Raw genomic sequence first — 23408 nt, forward strand, 5'->3', positions numbered from 1 at the left:
GTCGGTCGGCCCGTACCGGCCGACCTTATCAGGCAGCCTGATTCACTGGCCGCAAGAATGCCTGCCGGTATCGTGGCCGGCAGGTCGTTGTTCCTGCTTGCTTCGGTTTGCTTCTGCTTACGCGTAGATCACGTCGGGATCGCGTCGCGCCGGGTCGTACAGCGCGTCGATCGTCGCCGCGCGATGCTTCTGCACGGCCGCCTGGTTCAGCGAACCCTTGTCGGTCACTTCACCGAGATCGAGCGACGGCGGCGTGTCGATCAGCCGGATGCGCGCGACGAACGTCGAACCGCCGCTTGCATGCCGGTTCAGCCCGGTGAGCCATGCTGCGAACGCCGCGCGCACGGCCGGTGCGCGCAGCACGTCGGAAACCGATGCATCGGCTGCGAGCCCCGCCAGCGCACGGCACGCGTCGATGCGCGGAAACACCAGCAGCCCGATGTCGTCGCGATTGATCCCGGTGACGACCACGTCCTGCACGTACGGCGCGCCGCTCGACACCGCGTTCGCCCGCAACGGCCCGACGCTGACGAACGTGCCGCTGCTCAGCTTGAAATCCTCGGTCAGCCGGCCGTCGAACAGCAGCCCGAGTTCCGGCCGCGCCGGATCGGCAAAGACGCCCGCGTCGCCGCTGCGGTAATACCCCTCGTCGTCGAACACGTCGCGCGGATCGACGTCGGCATGCCAGTAGCCGCGCATCACGTTCGGCCCCTTGAAGCGCAGTTCGAGCTTGCCGCCGCACGGCACGAGCTTCGCGTCGCAGCCGGGCGCGGGCAGGCCGATATAGCCGGCGCGCATCAGCGGCCCGGTCGTGAACAGGCACGACGGCGACGCCTCCGTCATCCCGAGGCCAGCCATGATCCGGATGCGCTCGCCGCAATGCGCGTCGGTCACGCGGTCGAGCCGGTCCCACGCGGCCTGCGACAGCCCCGCGCCGCCGAAGAAATACAGCTTCACGCGCGAGAAAAACGTGTCGCGCAGCACGGCATCGCGCTCGAGCGCGGCCGTCAACTCTTCCCAGCCCTTCGGCACGTTGAAGTAGATCGTCGGCGCGATCTCGCGCAGGTTGCGCACGGTTTCGTCGAAGCGGCCCGGCATCGGGCGGCCGTCGTCGATGTACAGCGTGCCGCCGTTGTACAGCGCGATGCCGAGGTTGTGACTGCCGCCGAACGTGTGATTCCACGGCAGCCAGTCGACCAGCACCGGCGGTTCGCGCGTCAGCTCGGGCATCGTCTGGCGCAGCATCTGCTGGTTGCTGCACAGCATCCGGTGCGTGGTCGGCACCGCCTTCGGCAGCTTCGTCGAACCCGACGTGAACAGGATCTTCGCGAGATGATCGGGGCCGATCGCTTCATGGATCGCGTCGATCGTACGCGGGACGGTCGCGAGCAGGCGCGACAGCGGCACGACGCTGCCGGCCGCGCCGGTTTCCGCATCCGCATCGTTCGCGACGATCAGCGCCGCATCGCCCGGCAGCGTCGCGTCGAGGGCACGCGTGAACGGCGCGCGTTCGGCGACGAACACCGCGCCCGGCCGCAGCACGCCGAGCGTGTGACGCAGCTTGCCGTAGTCGGTCGACACCAGCGAATACGCGGGCGAGATCGGCGCATAGGGCACGCCGGCCAGCATCGCCGCGAACATCAGCTGCAGATGCTCGAGATCGTTGCCGGACAGCACCGCGAGCGGCCGCTCGACCGACAGCCCGAGATCGACGAGGCCCTGGCCGAGCGCGCGGGCGCGTTCGAGCATCTGCGCGTAAGTGATCTCGATCCAGCGGCCGTCGGCGCCGCGCCGCGCGGCGAGCACGCGGTCGGGATGCGCGTGCGCGCCGCGCACGAGGCAGTCGGTCAGGCGCGTCGGATAGTCGCCGAGCGGTTCGCGCGAGCGCAGGTACCACGTGCCGTTTTCCGCGCGACGAATCTCGGCCGAGCCGACCGCGACGGCCGCCGCGCGATAGCGCACGCCGTCCGTGTCGTTCGCCGGCCCGCTCGCGGGCGTCGCAACATTCATCGTCGGCTCGCTCATATCGGGTAGCGACGCGGTGTGGTCTGCACGGTGATCCAGCGCAGCTCGGTGAATTCGGCGATCGACGCGCGGCTGCCGAAGCGGCCGTAGCCGCTCGCCTTCGTGCCGCCGAACGGCATCTGCGCCTCGTCGTGCACGGTCGGCCCGTTGACGTGGCAAATCCCCGATTCGATCCGGCGCGCGACCGTCATCGCGCGTGCGATATCGCGGCTGAACACGCTCGCCGACAGCCCGAACTCGCTGTCGTTCGCGAGCGCGACCGCTTCGTCGTCGCTGTCCGCGCGCAGGATCGCCACCACCGGCGCGAACGATTCCTCGCGATAAAGCCGCATGTCGCGCGTGACGCCGTCGACGATCGCGGGCTGCATCGTCGCACCCTCGATCCGGCAGCCGAGCGGCAGGCGCGCGCCGTGCAAACGCGCATCCTCGACGAGCGACGCGGCACGCGCGGCCGCGGCCGCATCGACCATCGTGCCGAGCGCATGGCCCGCCAGCAGATCGCCGGCGACCAGCGTGCGCGCCTTGTCGGTCAGCCGTTCGACGAGCGCATCGGCGACCGGCCGCGCGGCGATCACGCGCTCGGTCGACATGCAGATCTGCCCCTGGTTGAAGAACGCGCCGAACGCGATCGCGTCGACGGCCGCATCGAGATCGGCATCGTCGAGCACGAGCACCGGCGCCTTGCCGCCGAGTTCCAGCAGCACGGGTTTCAGGTGCGCGGCCGCATGGCGCGCGATGATGCGCCCGACGTGCGTGGACCCGGTGAAGTTGATCCGCTTCACGTGCGGATGCGCGATCAGCCGCTCGACGAGTTCGGGTGCGTCGGCCGCCGCGTGCGTGATCACGTTGACCACACCCGCGCCGAGCCCGGCGTCATCCAGCACCGCGCCGATCAGCGCGTGCACGCCCGGGCACGCTTCGGACGCCTTCAGCACGACCGTATTGCCGCACGCGAGCGGCATCGCCAGCGCGCGTGTGCCGAGGATCACCGGCGCGTTCCACGGCGCGATGCCGAGCACGACGCCGCACGGCACGCGCATCGCGAGCGCGAGATTGCCGGGCACGTCGGACGGGATCACGTCGCCGTCGATCTGCGTCGTCATCGACGCGGCCTCGCGCAGCATGTTCGCCGCGAGCGTCACGTTGAAGCCGAGCCAGCCGGGTGTCGCGCCGGTTTCGGCCACGCCGGTCGCGATGAACGCGTCGATGCGCGCGTCCATCAGGTCGGCTGCCTTCAGCAGCCGGCGGCGCCGCTCGGTCGGCGCGAGCGCCGCCCATGCGGGGAACGCGCGGTGCGCGGCATCGATCGCCGCGTCGGCGTCGGCCACGCCGGCCGCCGGCGCGCGCGACGCGAGCGCGCCCGTCGCGGGGTTGAATCGGTCGAAGGTTCGGCCGTCGCGGGCGGTACACCACTCGCCGGCGATCAGCATCCGTCTGTCGGTCATGTCGTCTCCTGCCTTGCCTGTCTCTGTCGATTGCGTCGGCGCTTGTATCAGCGCTTGTATGCCTGCAGGCCCGGCTTGATCGTCTTTTCGTCGAGGAACTGCTTCAGCCCCTGCTCGCGGCCGCGCTCCGGATCGCGCAGCTGCGCCTGGTCGAGCTTCGCATACAGGTAATCCTCGCACTGCTCCCACGTGAGTTCGCGCGAACGCTTGAAGCCGTGCTTCGCCGCGCGCAGCACGACCGGGTTCTTGTCCATCAGCCGCGCGGCGAGCGCGATCGTCGCGTCGCGCAGGCCGGCCAGCGGCACGCTGCTGTTCACGAGGCCCATTTCAGCGGCCTCCACACCGGTGAACGTGTCGCCGGTCATGATGTAGTGCAGCGCGCGGCGATGCCCGACCGTGTCCGCCATCGCCTTGCTGACGAGGTTGCCCGGCGGGATGCCCCAGTTGATTTCCGACAGGCCGAACACCGCTTCGTCCGCCGCGATCGCAAGGTCGCACGCGACGAGCGGCGAGAATCCGCCGCCGAAGCACCAGCCGTTCACCATCGCGATCGTCGGCTTGTTGTACATCCGCAGGCGGCGCCACTGCCACTCCGACGCGTCGCGCCGCACCTTTTCCTGCAGCGCGTCGGAGCCGCCGTCGATCTCGCGGAAATATTCCTTCAGATCCATGCCGGCCGTCCACGCGGCGCCCGCGCCGGTCAGCACCAGCACCTTTGCCTCGTCGTCGAATTCGACCGCGTCGAGGACTTCCAGCATCTCCCGGTTCAGCGTCGGGCTCATTGCGTTGCGCTTCTCGGGGCGGTTCAGCGTGACCCACGCGATGCCGGCCTCCACCTTCACTTCAACGGTCTGCCAGCGGTTGTCGTACTTGCTCATGTCGGTTCCTGTCGTTCGTTCCTGTGCGATTCGGTGCGCAGCATTCCTGCTGCGGACGGCTTCATTTAATATCAGGCTACCTGATATTGCAAGCGGCACGAGCGCCGGTGTAAACCCGGAGCGGAACGCGGCGGCAACGATGGAATCGGGGAACGGTCAGGCGACCGGCGAGCAGGCGGGAAAGCGAACACGGGCCGCACGGGCCCGTGTCGTGGAGGTTCGGGGAAAGGGTCAGCCGCGCAGGTTGCGTGCGAACAGTTCGAGCGCGCGCTGCACGTGCGTGGCGTCGTCGATGGAGACGTCGCCGAGCATCCGCGTCTCGAGCGGACGCAGCACGGCTTCGCATTCGCGCAGCATCGCCGCTCCTTCGTCGGTCAGCGTCAGCAGGATGATGCGGCCATGCGACGGGTCGGCTTCGCGCGTGACGAAACCGCGGGCGGCCATCACGCTCATGACCTCGTTCGCCGATTGCGGCGTGATGAACGAGCGCTCCGCCAGCTGCGCGTTCGACGACGCACCGCGCGCCTCGAGCACCGACAGCGCCGTGTATTGCGCGAGCGTGATGCCGAGCGGCGCGAGCGCGTCGGTCATGTGGCGGCGCAGCAGCCGTTCGAGACTGCCGACCACGTAGGTCAGGCGCTGCGGCACGCGGGCCTTCGGCTTGTCGCCCGTCGCACGGGCGGCGTTCTTCGCGGCGTTCTTCGCGGCGTTTTTCGGGTTCGCGGGCTTGGTCGGTGCGGAACTCATGGTGCGGGCGGGATGGAATTGCGGGCCATCTTACCAGCACGTCGGGGCGCGAACGGCGTGCTCCGGCAAGCCGGACTGCCACCGTGCGTTCGTGCATGCGCGGCAGACCGCGCGCCTGATCGCCTGGCGCGCCGCGTCAGACGCATCCCATGAACGGGTCAGCCGCGCGGCGCCCCCGCGAATCGCGCCGTCGGCAGCCCCATGTAGCGCGTCCGGGCGACGAATACGCCGCCGGCGTGCGCATCGCTCGCCAGCGCGTCGTCGCTCAACCCGACACGGGCGCTCGTCACATAAAGCCGGCCTTCGCCGTCGAGCGTCACGCAGCTCGGCTGCGCAGTCGGCACGGTAACGCGGTCCGTCTCGACGCCGTCCGGCCCGTAGCGCACCACCCGCCGGCCGCCCCACTGCGCGTTCCACAGGCCGCCGTCGCGATCCATCGTCGAGCCGTCCGGGTCGCCGTCCGCATCGGTCAGTCGCGCGAACGGCCGCACATTGGCCACGTCGCCGCCCGCGCCGTAATCGCAGACGAGAATCTCGCGCACCATCGAATCGCAGAAGGTCATCTTCGTGCCGTCCGGCGAGAACGCGATGCTGTTCGCGATCGCCGCCGCCGGCAACGCAAGCCGGTCGAGCGTGAGGTCCGGATTGAGCCGGTAGAAGCCGCCGACCGCGCGCGGCGGGTCGCCGCCTTCGTCCTTCATCCCGAACACGAACGCGCCGAACGGATCGCAGCGGCCGTCGTTCAGGCGCGCCGGCAGATCGGGTTCGACGTCGACGATCCGCGTGAATTCGCCGCTGCGCAGATCGAAGAACGCAAGATGCGTCGCGAGCCCGACGAGCAGCACATTCGGCTCGTTCGTCAGCGCGAAGCACGCGAGCCGTTCAGGCATCGGCCACTGCGCGAGGTCCGAGCCGTCCGCGCGGCAGCGCCACAGTCGCGCGCCTTCGATGTCCGTCCAGTACAGTGCGTGCGTCGCGTCGCACCACGTCGCGCCTTCGCCGAGCGTATTGCGGCTGTCGACCAGCAGCGCCGCCGCGCCCGGATGAATCTGTTGCATGCCGTCTCCCGATGTCTGTCGCCTTCGCGGGCGGCCGCGCGTTCGTCAGGGTCAGATCTTCATCGCGCGCCGCTGGTTGCGACGATACTGGTCGAACAGCACCGCGAGCAACAGAATTCCGCCGCGTATCAGATATTGGTAAAAGGTCGGCACGTTCAGCAGGCTCATCGCGTCCTGCACGGAACCCATGATCAGCACGCCGACCAGCACGCCGGAAATCGTCGCGACGCCGCCCGTCAGCGACACGCCGCCGAGCACGCACGCGGAGATCACGCCGAGCTCGAGGCCGACGGACGTTTTCGGATCGCCGAGGCTCATCCGCGACGCAAGCATCACGCCGGCGAAGCCGGTCACGAGCCCCTGCAGCACGAACACCGCGATCTTGATGCGCATCACCGGCAGCCCCGCGAGCAGCGCGGCCTCGCCGTTGCCGCCGACGGCCAGCACGTTCTTGCCGAACACCGTCTTGCGCAAGAGGAAGCCGAACACGACGAAGCCGACGATATTGCTCCAGATCGGATACGAGATGCCGAGGAACGACCCGCCGCCGAGCTCGAAGAAGCGCTCCTCCGAAATCATCACCGCGTCGCCGTTCGACGTGATGAACGCGAGCCCGCGCACGACTTCCATCATCGCGAGCGTGACGATCAGGGAATTGATCCGCCAGCGCGCGATCAGCACGCCGTTGACGAGCCCGACCGCACCGCCCGCGAGCACGCCGGCCGCGATGCCGAGCACGACGCTGTGCGTCGCGGTGATCAGCGTCGACGCGACGACGCCCGAGAACGCGACGATCGACGCGACCGACAGGTCGACTTCGCCGAGCGCGAGCACGAACATCATCGTCACCGCGATCGAGCCGATCAGCGTGACCGACAGCAGCAGGCCCTGGATGTTGCGGGGTGTGAGGAAGTCCGGCACGGTCAGCGACAGCGTCGCGAACAGCACGAGAAACACCATCACGATGCCGGAACGGTTGATCAGCTGCCACACGCCGCCGCGCGCGCGTGCGGGCACGGCGGCGGCATCGGGGGACGGGGAAGTGCGTTGGGGTTGCATTGCCTGGCTCATTTCATTTGCATCCGGTTGATCGTTGCGGGGCGCTAGCGCGGCAGCGCGAGCTTGATCAGCGCGTCGGGCGTCGCCTGCGCCTTCGCGACCTCGCCCGCGATCCGTCCTTCCTTCATCACGACGATCCGGTCCGACACGCCGATCACCTCGGCCAGGTCGCTCGACACGATGATCACCGTGCGGCCCGCTTCCGCGAGCTCGTAGAACAGGTTGTAGATTTCCGCGCGCGCGCCGACATCGATGCCGCGCGTCGGCTCGTCCATCAGGAACACGTCGATGCGCTCGGCCAGCCAGCGCGCGAGCACGACTTTCTGCTGGTTGCCGCCCGACAGCGCGCCGATCGGCGTCTCGCCGTCGCGGGTCTTGATCGCCAGCCGCTCGATGTAGCGTTGCGCTAGCTCGCGTTCACGCCGTGCGTCGAGCAGCACGCGCGCCGGGCTGAAATGCCGGCGCGCGCTGATGTTCAGGTTGTCGGCCACCGACGCGATCGCGACGATGCCTTCCTGCTTGCGGTCTTCCGGGCACAGCGCGATGCCGGCACGCACCGCGTCGCGCGGGCTCCCGAACGCGACGCGACGCCCGTTCAGCTCGACGTGCCCCGCACTCGGGCGCGCGGCGCCGTACAGCAGCTTCATCAGCTCAGAACGGCCCGCGCCGACGAGCCCGAAGAAGCCGACGATCTCGCCGCGCCGCGCGGCGAACGACACGGGCTCGGATAACCCGGGCCCCGCCAGCCCTTTCGCCTCGATCAGCACGTCGCCGGCCGTGCGCGGCCGGTAGCCGTACACGTCCTCGATCGAGCGGCCGACCATGCAGCCGATCAGCCGGTCGCGATCGAGATCGGCGACGGATTCGAACGTGTCGATGCGGCGGCCGTCGCGAAACACGGTCACGCGGTCGCACAGTTCATACACTTCCTCCATCCGGTGCGTGACGTAGATGATCGCGCGGCCTTCCGCGCGCAGCGCGCGGATGATGCGGAACAGCTGCTTGGTTTCGCGCGCGGACAGCGAGCTGGTCGGTTCGTCGAACGCGATCACGCGCGCGTCGCGCATCAGCGCCTTGCCGATCTCGATCATCTGGCGCTGGCCGATCGACAGATACTTCACCGGAATGCCCGGATCGATGTGCTCGCCGAGCCGCTCCAGCGCATCGAGCGCGCGCACGGCAAGCGCACGTTCGTCGACCACGCCGAGCCGGCTCGGCAACTGACCGAGCATCAGGTTCTCCGCGACCGTCAGCTCGGGCACCAGATGCAGTTCCTGGTAGATGATCGCGATGCCGGCCTCGAGCGCCGCGCGCGTCGACGCGAAGCGCTGCACGGTGCCGTTCAGCGTCAGCGTGCCGGCCTGCGGCTGGTTCACGCCGGACAGCACCTTCAGCAGCGTCGACTTGCCCGCGCCGTTCTCGCCCATCAGCCCGTGCACTTCGCCCGCGCGCACCGACAGCGACACGCCATCGAGCGCGCGCACGCCCGGGAACGTCACCGTGATGCCGTCGAGCGCGAGCAGCGCGCCGCCGGAGGTGGCCGCGTCGTCGTTGTCGGAAACGGCCGTCATCGTCTGCATCGTCATCGCGTCGTCGCCCCGCACGCTCAGATGCCGAGCTCGGTGCGCACGGCCTGCCAGTTCGCGCGCGTCATCAGCTTGCCGCTCGTCTGCGTGTCGGCGGGCGGCGTCTTGCCGTTACGGATCCAGTCGACGAGGTTCTGCGTGCTGTCCTTGCCGTGGTTCGTCGAGCTGACCGCGATCGTCCCGTAGAAGCCGGTCGGTTCCTTCTTCTGGAATTCGGCGAACGCCTCGCCCGCGCCGTTGATGCCGACGCCGATCACGTCGGCCGCCGGGATGTGCAGCTGTTCGGTCGCGCGCACCGCGCCGAGCACGGTTTCCTCGTTCAGCGCGAAGACCACCCACTTCTTCACGTTCGGATGGCGTGAGAGCACCGGGAAGGCCGCTTCGAGGCCGCCGCTGTCGTCGGTCGTCTTCTGCGGCGCGTCGAAGATGTTCTCCTTGCGGAAGCCGTTCGCGAGCAACGCCTGCGTCGCACCGTCGGTGCGCAGCTTCGCCGTCGGCAGTTCGTAGTTGGTGATGCGCAACGCGCCGACTTCCTCAGGCTTCCAGCCGCGTCGCTTCATCTCGTCGGCGATCGCCTGGCCGACCTGGTTGCCGATCTTGGTCGCCGACATCCCGAGGTGCGGCACGTTCGTGAGCGGCTTGCCGGTCGAGTCGACGAGCTGGTCGTCAACCGTCACGAACTTCATGTTGTAGCGCTTCGCGCGCGCGGCGATCGCCGGCCCGAGGCGCACGTCGGGTGCGCAGATCACGAAACCCTGCGCGCCTTGCGAGTTGAGGTTGTCGATCGCGGCCAGCACCTTCTCGCCATCCGGCGTGCCGATCTTCACGACCGAGAAGTTCTCCTTCTGGCCCAGCGCGGACGCCGCGTTCTGCTCGTTGATGAACCATGCCTGCTCGGGCATCTTCACCAGGAAGCCGATCTTCAGCGGCGCGTCGGCATGCGCGGCGCCGTGCATGCCGAGCGGCGCGATGCAAAGCGCGGCCAGCAGCGCGCGCAGGGTGTGCCGGCGAATCGTTCGGTTGGTTCGGTTCATGCGGTGTCTCCTTGTCTATTGGCTGGGGTCTTCAATACTCATCGCGCCGGGTCGCGCTCGCTGTGGCGTGCGCCGGCACGGTGTCAGCGGCCGAACGCGTCGGTCCCGACGCGCCGCCCGAACAGAAACGCGTCGGCGACGAGCCGCAACGGCCGTACGTCGACGTCGCTTTCGCCGCGCGCGATCAGCGCGCGGAAATGCGCATACAGCGCCGGATACTCGCGCTCCGGCCCGATCTCGACCGGCGCGCCGTCGATCGACAACTGCGCGCCGCCGCGGCTGATCGCGAGCACGCCGTCCGACGTGTCGACCGCGATCTCCCACTGCTCGACCGGGCCGTGGCGCCAGTCGAATTCCGCACGCACCGGCACGCCGTCCGTATCCGCGCAATCGAGTTCGGCCGCGATCGGCATCTGCGCGTCGCTCGGCACATAGAGCGTCGCTTCGCGCAGCACGAGTTCGCGCGGCAGGATCCGCGTGACGATCGACAGCGCGTTGATGCCTGGATCGAACACGCCGAGGCCGCCCGGCTCCCAGATCCACTGCTGCCCCGGATGCCAGCGTCGCACGTCTTCCTTCCAGCGCACCTGCACCGCGCGGATCGTGCGCGTCGCGAGCCATGCCCGCGCCGGCTCGACCGCGCTCGCGCAGCGCGAATGCCAGGTCGCGAACAGCGTGAGGCCGCGTTCGCGCGCGAGCGCGTCCAGCGCAGCCACTTCGCCGAGCGTCGCGCCCGGCGGCTTCTCGAGCATCACGTGCTTGCCGGCTTCGAGCGCGGCGCGTGCCTGCGCGTAGCGCACCTGTGGCGGCGCGCACAGCGACACGGCGTCGAGTTCGCGCTCGGCGGCCAGCAGCGCGGTCAGATCCGGATAATTGCGTACCCCATTGACCTCCGCGTGACGGCTCGCGCAGGCGGTCAACACGAAGCCCGGCTCGGCGGCGATCGCCGGCAGATGCTGGTCGCGCGCGATCTTGCCGATCCCGATCACGCCCAGCGAAATCACCTTGCTCATGTGCGTTTCTCCTTCGCCATTCGCTCAGCGCGCCCAGCGCAGCACGAGCGGATCGAGCCGGCGTGCGATCGCGATCAGCTCCGCACGCGTATCAGGGTGCAGTTCCGGCATCGGATGCCGCGGCCGCTCGCACGCGATCACGCCGCCTTCGCGCATCAGCGCCTTCGCAGTCAGAATCCCGGACTGGCGGTTCTCGTGATTGATCAGCGGCAGCCACGCCTGATAGCGCGCGAACGCATCGTCGTGCCGCCCTTCGCGGAACGCTTCGAGGATCGGCCGGATGCCGTCCGGAAACCCGCCGCCCGTCATTGCGCCGGTCGCGCCCGCATGCAGGTCAGCGAGCAGCGTGATCGCTTCCTCGCCGTCCCACGGCCCTTCGATCGCGTCGCCGCCGAGCCGGATCAGCTCGCGCAGCTTGTTCGCCGCACCGGGCGTCTCGATCTTGAAGTACGCGACCTGCTCGATCTCGCGCGCCATCCGCGCAAGGAACGGCGCGGACAGCGCGGTGCCGCTCGCGGGCGCGTCCTGGATCATGATCGGGATGTCGATCGCGTCCGACACGCGCGCATAGAAATCGAAGATCTGCGCTTCGGGCACGCGGAACGTCGCGCCGTGGTACGGCGGCATCGCCATCACCATCGCCGCGCCGAGCTGCTGCGCGCGCAGGCTGCGCGCCGCGCAGACCTGCGTGCTGTAGTGCGATGTCGTGACGATCACCGGCACGCGGCCGGCGACGTGCTCGAGGATCGTGCGCGTGAGCACGTCGCGCTCGTCGTCGGTGACCGCGAATTGCTCGGAGAAGTTCGCGAGGATGCACAGGCCGTCCGAGCCGGCGTCGATCATGAAATCGACCGCGCGCTTCTGGCTCGCGAGGTCGAGCTCGCCGGTGTCGGTAAACGTCGTCGGGACGACGGGGAAGATGCCGCGATAGCGCGGTGTGCTGCTCGATGTCATGGTTCGGTCCTGCGTCAGTCGAAGCGGCGTTCAGCCGGAAAACAATGCGTTCAGGATTCGCCGGCGAACGCGCCCGCGGCCGGCTCGGGCGTGCGCAGCGCGGCGCGGACCACGAACGTCATCAGCACCGCGAACAGCAGCGTGGCCGCGAGAAAATACAGGCCGGCCGCGAGGCTGCCGGTCGATGCCTTGATCAGCCCGATCCCGTAAGGTCCGAAGTAGCCGCCGAGATTCGCGAGCGAATTGATCGCCGCGATACCGACCGCCGCGCTCGTGCCGGTCAGGAATTCGCCGGGCAGCGCCCACACGACGGCCTGGATCGAATAGAGCGAGAACGCGGTCAGGCAGATGAACATGAACTGCAGCGCCGGTTGCCGCACCCACGCGCTCGCGGCCATCGTCACCGCGGCCGCCGCCGACACGACGACGATGTGCCAGTAGCGCTCGCGCTTGCGATCCGAATGGCGCGGCACGACGAGCAGGCCGACCACCGCGAACAGGTACGGCACCGCGGACAGCAGCCCGGTCGCCGCATCGCCGGTGCCGAATGCGTGGATGATCGTCGGCAGCCACAGCGAAAGCCCGTAAATGCACAGCGGAAACGGCAGGAACAGCGCGGCGAGCAGCAGCACGCGGCGGTCGCGCAATGCGGCGAGCGGATTGCCGTGCGAATCGGGGCGATAAGTGTCGCGGTCGGCGGCGAGCTGCCGTGCGATCCAGCGGCGTTCGTCGTCGTTCAGCCAGCGCGCATGCGCGGGCGACTCCGGAAGCAGCCGCAGCGTGGGCCATGCGAGCAGCACAGCCGGCAGGCCGCTCACGACGAACAGCGTCTGCCAGTCCGACAGGCCGAACAGCCCGTGCGTGGACAGCAGCCAGCCGGCGAGCGGGCCCGTCACGATGCCGGCGAGCGGCTGCGCGAGCACGAGCAGGCCGATCACGCGGGCACGATCGCGCATCGGGAACCATTGCGTGAGGAAGTACAGGATGCCGGGATAGAGGCCGGCTTCGGCAGCACCAAGCAGAAAGCGCAGCACGTAGAAGCTGGTCGGCCCCTGCACGAGCGCCATCGCCATCGTGATCACGCCCCACGTCGCGAGGATGCGCGCGAACCACACGCGCGCGCCGAAGCGTCCGAGCGCGAGGTTGCTCGGCACCTCGCACAGGAAGTAGCCGATGAAGAACAGGCCGGCGCCGAGTCCGTACGCGGCATCGCCGAGGCCGATCGCCGCGTTCATGTGCAGCTTCGCGAAGCCGACGACGGTACGGTCGACGTAGGCGACCACGTAGATCAGCGCGAGGAACGGCACCAGCTTGCGTGTGAGCAGCCGCGTCAGTTGCCGTTCGTCGACGGCTGCCGGCGAATCGGACTGTTCCGCCGCGATGTGCGCGGGCGTGTACTGCGTCGTCATCTTGTCTCCTGTCGGTCTGCGTTAGCGCTTTGGCGCTTGCGTACGTCCCATGCTTCGCGGTCGGTCTGCGTTTGCGCCTTAGCCCTTACGCTGCGCCTTCCTGAGCGCTCGACCACATCCAGCGCATCACCCTGCTTCCCTCAGGCCCCGCCGCCGCCCTTGTCGGTATGCACCTGCCCGCCGCTCAATGCGAATGGCTCGGCACGTCCGCGCCGCGCGTACCGACCAGGAAGTCGAGGTCGCACCCCTCGTCGGCCTGCAGCACGTGATCGATATACAGCCGTGCGTAACCGCCCTTGCCGAGCTGCCCGGCCACGCCCGGTGCCGCGGTCGGATCGACGTCCGACAGGCGGCGCTGCAGTTCGTCATCCGTAATATCCAAGTGCAGCGTGCCGGCCTCGCAATCGAGCTCGATCCAGTCGCCGTTGCGCACGGCGGCGAGCGGCCCGCCGGCAGCTGCTTCCGGCGCCACGTGCAGCACGACCGTGCCATACGCGGTCCCGCTCATCCGCGCATCCGAGATCCGCACCATGTCCTTCACGCCCTGGCGCAGCAGCTTCGGCGGCAGCCCCATGTTGCCGACCTCGGCCATCCCCGGATACCCGCGCGGCCCGCAGTTTTTCAGCACCATCACCGAGCTCGCATCGATGTCGAGCGCTTCGTCGTTGATCGTCGCCTTGTAGTGCTCGAGGTTCTCGAACACCACCGCGCGGCCGCGATGCTTCAGCAGCTCGGGGCTCGCCGCCGACGGCTTCAGCACCGCACCGCGCGGCGCGAGATTGCCGCGCAGGATGCAGATTCCGCCGTCCGCGATCAGCGGCCGGTCGAGCGGGCGGATCACTTCGTCGTCGTAGTTCGGCGCTTCGCGCACGTTGTCCCACAGCGACTTGCCGTTGACCGTCAGCGCGTCCGGATGCGGCAGCAGCCCGCCTTCGCCGAGCCGGCGCAGCACGGCCGGCAGCCCGCCCGCGTAATAGAACTCCTCCATCAGGAAGCGTCCCGACGGCATCAGGTCGACGATCGTCGGCGTGCCGCGGCCGATGCGCATCCAGTCTTCCAGTTCCAGCGGCACGCCGATGCGGCCCGCGATCGCCTTCAGGTGAATCACCGCGTTGGTCGAGCCGCCGATCGCCGCGTTTGCACGAATCGCGTTCTCGAACGCGGCGCGCGTCAGGACCTTCGACAGCACGAGCCCTTCGAGCGCCATCTCGACGATGCGAATGCCGGACATGTGCGCGAGCACGTAGCGGCGCGAATCGACGGCCGGAATCGCCGCGTTGTGCGGCAGCGCGACGCCGAGCGCCTCGGCCATGCACGCCATCGTCGACGCGGTGCCCATCGTGTTGCAGGTGCCGGCCGAGCGCGACATGCCGGCTTCGGCCGACAGGAAGTGATGCAGGTCGATCTCGCCGGCCTTCAGCGCTTCATGCAGCTGCCACACGGCCGTGCCCGAGCCGATGTTCTTGCCTTCGAGCTTGCCGTTCAGCATCGGGCCGCCCGATACGACGATCGCCGGCACGTCGCAGCTCGCCGCGCCCATCAGCAGCGCCGGTGTCGTCTTGTCGCAGCCGGCGAGCAGCACGACTGCGTCGATCGGGTTGCCGCGGATCGCTTCCTCGACGTCCATCGAGGCAAGATTGCGCGTGAGCATCGCGGACGGCCGCAGGTTCGATTCGCCGTTCGAGAACACCGGGAACTCGACCGGGAAGCCACCGGCCTCCGAGATCCCGCGCTTCACGTGCTCGGCGAGCTTGCGGAAGTGTGCGTTGCACGGCGTCAGTTCGGACCACGTGTTGCAGATGCCGATGATCGGCCGGCCGTCGAATTCGTGATCGGGAATGCCCTGGTTCTTCATCCAGCTCCGGTACATGAAGCCGTTCTTGTCGTTCGTGCCGAACCATTGGGTGGAGCGCAGCCTGGGTTTTGTTGCCGACATCGTCAGTCCTGTGGTGACGGGATACCGGCGCAGTCTAGGCAGAATTTTGATAACTCGCTAATGACGTTTTAGGCGATTACGATATCGATTCCGATATCGATATAAACCCGTACGATGACCGAAGCCAGCCCGTGGGGAAACCGCAATCGCCTGAAGACGCGCCAGTTGCTGCTGGTCGTCGCGCTCGCCGACGAAGGCAGCATTCACCGCGCGGCGGCCGCGCTGAACATGACGCAGCCGGCCGCGTCGAAGCTGCTGCGCGAGCTCGAGGAATCGATCGGCGCCGTGCTGTTCGAGCGGCTGCCGCGCGGGATGCGGCCGACGCTGTATGGCGACGCGCTGATCCGCCACGCGCGCGCGGCGCTCGGCAGCCTCGACCAGGCGCGCGAGGAACTGGCCGCGCTGAAGGCCGGCCATCTCGGGCACGTGGCGGTGGGCGCGATCACGTCGCCGGGATTGCGGCTCGTGCCGCCGGCCGTCGCGGCCGTGAAGGGGACACATGCGAACGTGCGGGTGTCCGTCGCGATCGACACGAGCAACGCGCTGCTCGAACACCTCGCGCAGGACAAGCTCGACATCGTGCTCGGCCGGCTGTCCGCCGAGCACGACAAGCTGCACCTGCGCTACGAGCCGCTGACCGGCGAGCCGGTCGCCGCGGTGGTGCGGCCCGGCCATCCGCTGCTCGCGCAGGCGCCGCTGTCGCTCGCCGACGTGCAGCGCGCCGCGTGGGTGATGCCGCCGGCCGGCAGCGTGCTGCGCCATCGGTTCGAGCTCGTGTTCCAGCGCGCGAGCCTCGCGCCGCCGGCGAACGTCGTCGAGACGGCCGCGCTGCTGTTCATCACGCAGTTGATCGAGCAGAGCGACATGATCGCGGTGCTCGCGGAGGATGTCGCGCGGTACTACGCGCGACACGGGATCGTCACGGTGCTGCCGCTGGAAATGGACTGCCGGATGGACGATTTCGGAATCATCACGCGCACCGACCGGCTGCATTCGCCGGCCGTCGAGGTGATGGCCGACGCGATTCGGGCGGCTGCGCGGGAGGTTTACGGCGTCGCGCTGTGACGCAGCGACGGGGTGTGTGGCCCGCCCGCGTTGACTTCTTCGAGCACGAAGTGCTGCGCCATGCGTTCATTGCTTGAGTCGTAGAAAAGCTTCATCTTGCTTTCCATCGCCAACGCGTCACGCGGCTGCAAACTCGATCACCGGTTCGCAGCGGATCGGGAAGTTGACCGAATTCGCGATATAGCACTTCGCGTGCGCATCGTGATGCAGGTGTTCCGCCCGCTCGCGATCGTCACCGGCCTGGATGGTCACGTGCGGGCGCAGCACGATTTCGGTGAAGCGCCCCTGCTCGGGACTGTCGAGCATCGTCCCTTCCGCGTTGTCGACATACGCGAGCACGCGGATGCCGGCCTCGGCGCACAGATGCAGATACCAGAGCTTGTGGCACGCCGATGCCGACGCCAGCAGCAGGTCTTCCGGATTCCAGCGCGACGCGTCGCCGCGGAAGGCTGCATCCGACGAACCGGGAATGTCGGGCTTCGAACCGGCGCGGATCACATGATCGCGGCCATACTCGCGATACCCCGACGTGCCGGTGCCGCGGTTGCCCGTCCACTGCACTGCAACTCGATACTTGTGTTCGCCAGACGCCATCTCGCTCTCCAGTGATGTCGGTTGTTTGGACCAGGCCCGATTTCATTTCGTGAAGCCCGCCAATGGCCGCCATTTTGGCACCTGAATTCCATTTGGTATACCATTATTCCAAAATGAAATGAGGAACACGCAGGCATGGAAGCCAAACTCGACTCCACGGCGGACGCGGTGGCCGCATCGCTGCGGGACATGATCGTCAACGGCGAGCTGGAAGCCGGCGAACGGCTCGTCGAACGCGACCTGGCCGACCGGTTCGGCATCAGCCGGATTCCGATGCGCGAGGCCATCCAGCGTCTGGAACGCGAAGGATTGCTGGATATCTTCAGGAATCGCGGCGCCGTCGTGCGCATGCTGAGCCCGTCGGACGTGCAGGAAATCTACGATCTGCGCGCGCTGCTCGAAGGCGATGCGATCTACCGGAGCGTAAAACGGCTCGACGACGAGACGCTCGCGCGCGCCGAACTCGTTCATCGCCTGCTCGGCGACGCGACCGTGCCGCGCCGGCAGGGAGAACTGAACCGCGAATTCCACGCGTTGCTGTATTCGTGCTGCGGCAACGCGCGGCAGTTGAAGTCGATCGGGGAACTGCGCAGCCAGGTCGAACGCTACGAGCGCTTGCAGGTCACGCTGCTCGCGGATACGCCGTCGTTCCAGGTCGAGCACGAGGAGATCCTGCAGGCGTGCCGCGCGCGCAATGCGCGCGCCGCCCGTTCGATGACGGTCGCGCACCTCGAATCGGCCAGAAGCATCGTGATGCGGCTCGTCGAAGGCGGTTGAGGCCGGCGCCGCGTCTGCCGTGTTCCACACCGCACGCGGCTGCGCGGCGGGCCGCGCCGGTTGCGGCGGGAACCTCGAAGTGCTCCGCGCCGCCCCGCGCGATATCTACCGCGTCGCGCTCTCACTCGATACACGGCCTGTCGTACCGCGCACCACCAGCCGCGGGGCCGACGCCGTTCGCACGCGCGACGCATCGTCGATCTGCCCGCCCGCCTCGCGCAATGCATTGAGCAGCTCGACCGCGAGCCCCGCCGCCTCGCCAGTCGGGATCGCGACCGTCGTCAACGTAGGCCGCGTATCGCTCGCCAGATGAATATCGGTAATGCCGACGATCGACAGGTCGTCAGGCACGCGCCTGCCGCGATCGGCCGCTGCGTGCAGCGCGCCGATCGCGGGCAGGTCGTTGGTCGCGACCAGCGCGGTCAGCCCGGGATGCGCGTCCAGCAACTGCCCCGCCGCGTGCACGCCGCCTTCGATCGAATCGTGCCCGGCGCCGACGCGTGACGCGTCCAGCCCGGCTTCGCGCATCACATCGACGAAGCCGTCGTAGCGCGCGGCCTGCACGCCGTTTGCCGACCCGCCGACGATCACGCCGATCTCGCGATGCCCGAGTTCGACCAGATGCCGCGTCGCGATCCGCCCCGCCTCGCGGAAATCCACCGCGACGCACGGCAACCCTTCCGGCGGCGCATCGGGCCGCTCCCACAGACACAGCACGACCGGCACGCCGCGCCGCGCAACGTCGGCAAGATCCGGCAGGTGCAGGTTCGCGTTCGTCACGAGGATGCCTTCGGAGATCGTACCGGCGATCTGGTCGAGATACGCGCGCCCCTGCAGCGGGTCTTCATTCGTATTGCAGACGATCAGGAACTGCCCGTTGCGGCGCACCGCGCGCTCGACCGCGAGCGCGAACTCCGGATAAAACGGGTTCGCGATGCTCGACACCATCAGCGCGACCGTCGGCGCGCGCCCTTCCGCCAGCGCCCGCGCGGCCAGATGCGGCCGGTAGCCGAGCGCCTGCACCGCTTCGAGCACCCGCGCGCGGGTCTCATCGCCAACCCGGCCGCGATTGCGCAGCACGTTCGACACCGTCGCGGCCGTCACGCCGGCGCGGCGGGCCACTTCATCGAGTGTCGCCATCCATTGCTCACTATATGAGACGTTGATCCAGTATTTGCTTCGCTCATCGAAGCGGCGCATCATCGCCGCACACCTTGCCGCCCCCGCGACGGGCGCGACTCGGCCGCGATCGCTATCGGCTCTTTTTTTTGATCGCGATGATTAAGCGCTTAAGCATCGACGAAAGCGCATTAAAACATGGAGCGGAGACAATGGCGAGCATCTCGATGCGGCGCGTGCAGAAAGCCTATGGCGAGCACGCGCCGGTCATTCGCGACGTCGATCTGGAGATCGGCGCGCACGAGTTCTGCGTGTTCCTCGGTCCGTCTGGCTGCGGCAAGTCGACCCTGCTGCGGATGATCGCGGGCCTCGAGGACCTGAGCGACGGCGAGCTCTCGATCGACGGCCGCCGCGTCGACGACGTGCCGGCCGCCGAACGCGGCGTCGCGATGGTGTTCCAGAGCTACGCGCTGTTTCCGCACATGACGGTCTACGAGAACATGGCGTTCGGGCTGAAGCTCGCGCGCGTGCCGAAGGCCGAGATCGACCGGAAGGTGCGCGACGCCGCGCGGATCCTGCAGCTCGATACGCTGCTCGAGCGCAAGCCGAAGGCGCTGTCGGGCGGGCAGCGGCAGCGCGTCGCGATCGGCCGTGCAATCGTGCGCGAGCCCGGCGTGTTCCTGTTCGACGAGCCGCTGTCGAACCTCGACGCGGCGCTGCGCGGTCAGACCCGCGTCGAGATCGCGAAACTGCACCGGCAGTTCGAACGCGCGAGCGTCGTGTACGTGACGCACGACCAGACCGAAGCGATGACGCTCGCCGACAAGATCGTGCTGCTGCATGCCGGCGCGGACACCGCGCGGCACGGCAGCATCGCCCAGGTCGGCGCGCCGCTCGAGCTCTATCACCATCCGGTGAGCCGCTTCGTCGCCGGCTTCATCGGCTCGCCGCGAATGAACTTCCTGCCGGCCGTCGTCGCCGCATGCGACGCGCAGCGCACGACCGTCACCGTCGTGCCGTCCGGCGAAACCTTCACGCTGCCGCGCGACGGCTCCGCGCTCGCGCCCGGTGCCGCCGTCACGCTCGGCATCCGCCCCGAACACCTGACGCTCGGCGCCGCGCTCGACGCGACGACGCTCGCGCGCGACGTCGTGCTCGTCGAACGTCTCGGAGAGCAGACCTACGTGCACCTCGATCAGCCCGGCGGCACGCCGCTCATCGCGAAAGTGCCCGGCGACGCGGCTGTGCGCAGCGGCGAGCGCGTGCACGCGCATGCGCCGGCCGCGGCCTGCCATCTCTTCACCGAAGACGGCCGCGCGGTGCCCGCGTGCGCCGAACTTCCCGTCCACCACTACGCATAAGGATCGGGCATGCGCCTTGGAGTCTGTTACTACCCGGAACACTGGCCGGAATCGATGTGGGCCGGCGACGCCCGCCGGATGAAGGCACTCGGCATCGCGCAGGTGCGGATCGCCGAATTCGCGTGGAGCCGCATCGAGCCGTCGCCCGGAGAATACGACTGGGGCTGGCTCGATCGCGCGGTCGACGTGTTCGGCGCGGCCGGGCTCGAGATCGTGATGTGCACGCCCACCGCGACGCCGCCGAAGTGGCTCGTCGACCGTCATCCCGAGATCCTCGCGATCGGCGCGGACGGCCTGCCGCGCAAGTTCGGCTCGCGCCGCCATTACGACTTCTCGTCGCCGACCTATCTGGAAGCGTCGCGCCGGATCTGCACCGCTGTGGCCGAACGCTACGGCCGCCATCCGGCCGTGCGCTACTGGCAGACCGACAACGAACTCGGCTGCCACCAGACGGTCGTCAGCTACTCGCCGGCCGCGCTCCTGCGCTTCCGCGAATGGCTGAAGGCGCGCTACGGGACGATCGACGCACTGAACCGCGCGTGGGGCACCGTGTTCTGGAGCATGGAATACCGCCACTTCGACGAAGTCGACGCGCCGGTCGGCACCGTGACCGAAGCGCATCCGTCGCACCGCCTCGACTACCGGCGCTTCGCGTCGGACGAAGTCGCGCGCTATCACCGGATGCAGGTCGACGTGATCCGCGCGCATTCGCCGGGCCGCGCCGTCGCGCACAACTTCATGCAGCTCTTCACCGAGTTCGACCACTACGAAGTCGCGCGCGACCTCGACGTCGCGACGTGGGACAGCTACCCGCTCGGCGCGCTCGAGGAGCAATGGTTCGCGCCCGACGTGAAGGCGCGCTGGCTGCGCACCGGCCACCCGGATTTCGCGTCGTTCAATCACGACCTCTACCGCGGCATGTCGAAGCTGCCGTTCTGGGTGATGGAGCAGCAACCGGGGCCCGTGAACTGGGCGCATTGGAACCCAGCGCCGCTGCCGGGCATGGTGCGCCTGTGGAGCTGGGAGGCGTTCGCGCACGGCGCCGGCTGCGTGTCGTACTTCCGCTGGCGCCAGGCGCCGTTCGCGCAGGAGCAGATGCATGCGGGCCTGCACACGCCCGACGACAAGCTCGACGAAGGCGGCCGCGAGGCGCAACGGGTCGCGCATGAAATCGCCGCGGTGCTCGGCGCCGGCGCAGATGCCGATGCGAACGGGGCCGTGCGTGCGCCCGTCGCGCTCGTGTTCGACTACGAAGCGAAGTGGCTGCTCGAAGTGCAGCCGCAAGGCGCCGATTTCCACTACCCGCGTTTCGCATTCGAGTACTACTCGGCGCTGCGCTCGCTCGGCCTCGATGTCGACATCGTGTCGGCACACGCCCCGCTCGACGGCTACCGGCTTGTCGTCGTGCCGCCGCTGCCGATCGTGCCGGACGACTTCGCGGCGCGGCTCGCCGCGTCGGGCGCGCACGCGGTGTTCGGCCCGCGCACCGGTTCGAAGACCATCGACCTGCAGATTCCGCCGACGCTGCCGCCCGGCCCGCTCGCCTCGATCCTGCCAATGCGCGTATGGCGCGTCGAATCGCTGCGGCCGAACGTGACCGAGCGGATCGACGGCACGCTGCGCGACGGCTCGCCGCTCGCTGGCGAGGCACGCCACTGGCGTGACTTCGTCGAGCTTCACGACAACACGCGGAGCGTCGTGCGTGCGCGCTTCGCCGACGGCCATCCGGCCTGCGTGTCGCACGGCACGCTGCACTACTGGGCCGCGCTGTTCGACGATGCGACCACCGTCCGGCTGTTCGCCGATGTCGCGGCCGAAGCCGGCCTGACACCGACGCCGCTCGGCGACGGCGTGCGCGTGAGCCGGCGCGGCGGCCTGACCTACGTTTTCAACTATGGCGACGCGCCGCACACGATCGACGCGGTGCCGCCGTCCGCGTTCGTGCTCGGCACGGCGCACGTCGGGCCGCAGGACGTGGCCGCGTATCGAAGCCGTTCGTAACAACCGTCACCGGCGTCACGATGCGCCGGTGACGCACAACGACACCCAGAACAGGAGACACGTATGACACATCGCCCCCTTCGCGTCGCCACCCGGCTCGCCACGGCCGCCGCTGTCGCACTGGCATCGCTCGGCACGACGGCGCCGGCCGATGCCGGCACGCTGACGATCAACATCGCGTTCAAGGGCGCCAGCCAGCGTGCGGTCTGGCAGTCGACGCTCGAGGCGTTCCACAAGGCCCATCCTGACATCGAGGTGAAGCCCACCTTCGTCGACGAGGAAGCGTACAAGGTGCAGCTTCCCGCGTGGCTCACGACCGTCGCACCCGACGTCGTGAACTGGCACGCGGGCGAGCGGATGGCGTACTACGCGAAGCGCGGGCTGTTCGAGGACCTGAGCGGCGACTGGGCGAAGAACGGCTGGGGCGCGATGTACGCGTCGACGCGCGACGCATCGTCGTACAACGGCAAGCAGTACGCTGCGCCGACCGTCTATTACTCGTGGGGGCTGTTCTACCGCAAGGACCTGTTCCGCAAGGTCGGCATCGCCGACGAGCCGAAGACGTGGGACCAGTTTCTCGATGCGTGCAAGAAGCTGAAGGCGGCCGGCATCACGCCGATCGCGGTCGGCGGCCGCGATGCATGGACCCTCGCCGGCTGGTTCGACTATCTCGACTTGCGCCTGAACGGCAATGCGTTCCACCAGCAGTTGATGGCCGGCGACGTGCCGTACACCGACCCGCGCGTGAAGAAGGTCTACACGACGTGGAAATCGCTGATCGATTCGGGTTATTTCATCGACAACGCGCTGTCCTACGATCTCGACGGCGCGCAGCCGTTCCTGTTCCAGGGCAAGGCCGCGATGATGCTGATGGGCACCTTCATCGCCGCGGGCTTTCCGCCGAACGTGAAGCAGGAAATGGGCTATTACCGCTTCCCGATCATCGACCCGAAGGTGCCGACCGCCGAGGATGGCCCGGTCGAATCGCTGCACATCCCGACCAAGGCGAAGAACAAGGCCGACGCGCACACGTTCCTCGCGTTCGTCGAAACGCCTGAAATGGGCGCGAAGCTCGCGGAAGGGCTCGGCTCGCTGTCGGCCAACAGCAAGTCGCCGGAGCCGGCCGATCCGATCTCGCGGATCGGCTTCCGGATCCTCGCCGACACCCGGGGCGGCGTCGCGCAGTTCTACGACCGCGACATGACGAAGGAAATGGCCGACGAAGGGATGAAGGGGATGCAGCAGTTCCTTGCCAATCCCGCGCAGCTCGACACCGTGCTCGCGCAGCTCGAGCAGACCCGCAAGCGGATCTACAAGAAGTAACCGCGTGACCCCTGCGGCGGCCCC

The 23408-nt window shown here is 68.5% G+C and carries 19 protein-coding genes; 5 read left to right on the forward strand and 14 right to left on the reverse strand.

The window, feature by feature from the left end:
- Positions 1 to 117 precede the first annotated feature (117 nt).
- The 12 genes from DIE08_RS09865 to DIE08_RS09920 all read right to left on the reverse strand — a co-directional run bounded on the left by DIE08_RS09865 (position 118) and on the right by DIE08_RS09920 (position 15144).
- Positions 118 to 2025, reverse strand: a complete 1908-nt coding sequence (locus DIE08_RS09865) for a feruloyl-CoA synthase (protein WP_124901767.1) — start codon at positions 2023 to 2025, stop codon at positions 118 to 120.
- A complete protein-coding gene (locus DIE08_RS09870) occupies positions 2022 to 3470 on the reverse strand; it encodes an aldehyde dehydrogenase (protein WP_124901768.1) in 1449 nt (482 codons plus the stop codon). Before DIE08_RS09870 ends, DIE08_RS09865 begins: the two co-directional genes overlap by 4 nt.
- A 47-nt stretch (positions 3471 to 3517) precedes the next feature.
- Positions 3518 to 4348: a p-hydroxycinnamoyl CoA hydratase/lyase gene (locus DIE08_RS09875; RefSeq protein ID WP_124901769.1), complete on the reverse strand. Its 831-nt coding sequence runs from the start codon at positions 4346 to 4348 to the stop codon at positions 3518 to 3520.
- Between the two features lie 231 nt (positions 4349 to 4579).
- Positions 4580 to 5095: a MarR family winged helix-turn-helix transcriptional regulator gene (locus tag DIE08_RS09880; protein ID WP_059604738.1), complete on the reverse strand. Its 516-nt coding sequence runs from the start codon at positions 5093 to 5095 to the stop codon at positions 4580 to 4582.
- Between the two features lie 158 nt (positions 5096 to 5253).
- Positions 5254 to 6153, reverse strand: coding sequence for an SMP-30/gluconolactonase/LRE family protein (locus DIE08_RS09885; protein ID WP_124901770.1), 900 nt, complete (start codon positions 6151 to 6153; stop codon positions 5254 to 5256).
- A 51-nt stretch (positions 6154 to 6204) separates the two neighbouring features.
- A complete protein-coding gene (araH, locus tag DIE08_RS09890; protein WP_124624613.1) occupies positions 6205 to 7224 on the reverse strand; it encodes an L-arabinose ABC transporter permease AraH in 1020 nt (339 codons plus the stop codon).
- Positions 7225 to 7256: 32 nt separating this feature from the next.
- Entirely contained in the window at positions 7257 to 8798 is a 1542-nt protein-coding gene (gene araG / locus DIE08_RS09895) for an L-arabinose ABC transporter ATP-binding protein AraG (RefSeq protein ID WP_124624616.1), read from the reverse strand.
- Positions 8799 to 8818: 20 nt separating this feature from the next.
- On the reverse strand, positions 8819 to 9832 hold the full coding sequence (locus tag DIE08_RS09900; RefSeq protein WP_124624619.1) for an arabinose ABC transporter substrate-binding protein: 1014 nt from the start codon (positions 9830 to 9832) through the stop codon (positions 8819 to 8821).
- A gap of 83 nt (positions 9833 to 9915) precedes the next feature.
- Positions 9916 to 10845 carry a Gfo/Idh/MocA family protein gene (locus DIE08_RS09905; protein ID WP_059604726.1) on the reverse strand — a complete coding sequence of 310 codons (930 nt, stop codon included), beginning with the start codon at positions 10843 to 10845 and terminating at the stop codon, positions 9916 to 9918.
- Positions 10846 to 10869: 24 nt separating this feature from the next.
- Positions 10870 to 11799 (reverse strand): dihydrodipicolinate synthase family protein, encoded by a 930-nt coding sequence (locus DIE08_RS09910; protein WP_059604723.1) that lies wholly within the window; start codon positions 11797 to 11799, stop codon positions 10870 to 10872.
- Between the two features lie 50 nt (positions 11800 to 11849).
- Positions 11850 to 13208 (reverse strand): MFS transporter, encoded by a 1359-nt coding sequence (locus DIE08_RS09915; protein ID WP_059604721.1) that lies wholly within the window; start codon positions 13206 to 13208, stop codon positions 11850 to 11852.
- 184 nt (positions 13209 to 13392) lie between these two features.
- Positions 13393 to 15144 (reverse strand): IlvD/Edd family dehydratase, encoded by a 1752-nt coding sequence (locus DIE08_RS09920; RefSeq protein WP_059604718.1) that lies wholly within the window; start codon positions 15142 to 15144, stop codon positions 13393 to 13395.
- Between the two features lie 114 nt (positions 15145 to 15258).
- Between DIE08_RS09920 and DIE08_RS09925 the strand changes: the two genes are divergently transcribed.
- Positions 15259 to 16209: a LysR family transcriptional regulator gene (locus DIE08_RS09925; RefSeq protein ID WP_124624626.1), complete on the forward strand. Its 951-nt coding sequence runs from the start codon at positions 15259 to 15261 to the stop codon at positions 16207 to 16209.
- 117 nt (positions 16210 to 16326) lie between these two features.
- Here the strand turns inward: DIE08_RS09925 and DIE08_RS09930 are convergent, their stop codons facing one another.
- Positions 16327 to 16803 carry an OsmC family protein gene (locus tag DIE08_RS09930; protein ID WP_124901771.1) on the reverse strand — a complete coding sequence of 159 codons (477 nt, stop codon included), beginning with the start codon at positions 16801 to 16803 and terminating at the stop codon, positions 16327 to 16329.
- Positions 16804 to 16938: 135 nt separating this feature from the next.
- Here DIE08_RS09930 and DIE08_RS09935 point away from each other — a divergent pair, with 135 nt between their 5' ends.
- Positions 16939 to 17580 (forward strand): GntR family transcriptional regulator, encoded by a 642-nt coding sequence (locus tag DIE08_RS09935; RefSeq protein WP_124901772.1) that lies wholly within the window; start codon positions 16939 to 16941, stop codon positions 17578 to 17580.
- A 105-nt stretch (positions 17581 to 17685) separates the two neighbouring features.
- Here DIE08_RS09935 and DIE08_RS09940 read toward each other — a convergent pair whose 3' ends face one another.
- Complete coding sequence (locus DIE08_RS09940) at positions 17686 to 18720, reverse strand: LacI family DNA-binding transcriptional regulator (protein WP_059604706.1); 1035 nt, start codon at positions 18718 to 18720, stop codon at positions 17686 to 17688.
- Positions 18721 to 18911: 191 nt separating this feature from the next.
- Between DIE08_RS09940 and DIE08_RS09945 the strand changes: the two genes are divergently transcribed.
- The 3 genes from DIE08_RS09945 to DIE08_RS09955 all read left to right on the forward strand — a co-directional run bounded on the left by DIE08_RS09945 (position 18912) and on the right by DIE08_RS09955 (position 23384).
- On the forward strand, positions 18912 to 20060 hold the full coding sequence (locus tag DIE08_RS09945; RefSeq protein ID WP_124901773.1) for an ABC transporter ATP-binding protein: 1149 nt from the start codon (positions 18912 to 18914) through the stop codon (positions 20058 to 20060).
- A gap of 9 nt (positions 20061 to 20069) precedes the next feature.
- Positions 20070 to 22061, forward strand: coding sequence for a beta-galactosidase (locus tag DIE08_RS09950; RefSeq protein WP_124901774.1), 1992 nt, complete (start codon positions 20070 to 20072; stop codon positions 22059 to 22061).
- 63 nt (positions 22062 to 22124) lie between these two features.
- Entirely contained in the window at positions 22125 to 23384 is a 1260-nt protein-coding gene (locus tag DIE08_RS09955; RefSeq protein WP_059604697.1) for an ABC transporter substrate-binding protein, read from the forward strand.
- The last annotated feature ends 24 nt before the right edge of the window (positions 23385 to 23408 follow it).

It is taken from the genome of Burkholderia sp. Bp9004 (assembly GCF_003858025.1).
Taxonomy (GTDB): Bacteria; Pseudomonadota; Gammaproteobacteria; order Burkholderiales; family Burkholderiaceae; genus Burkholderia; species Burkholderia diffusa.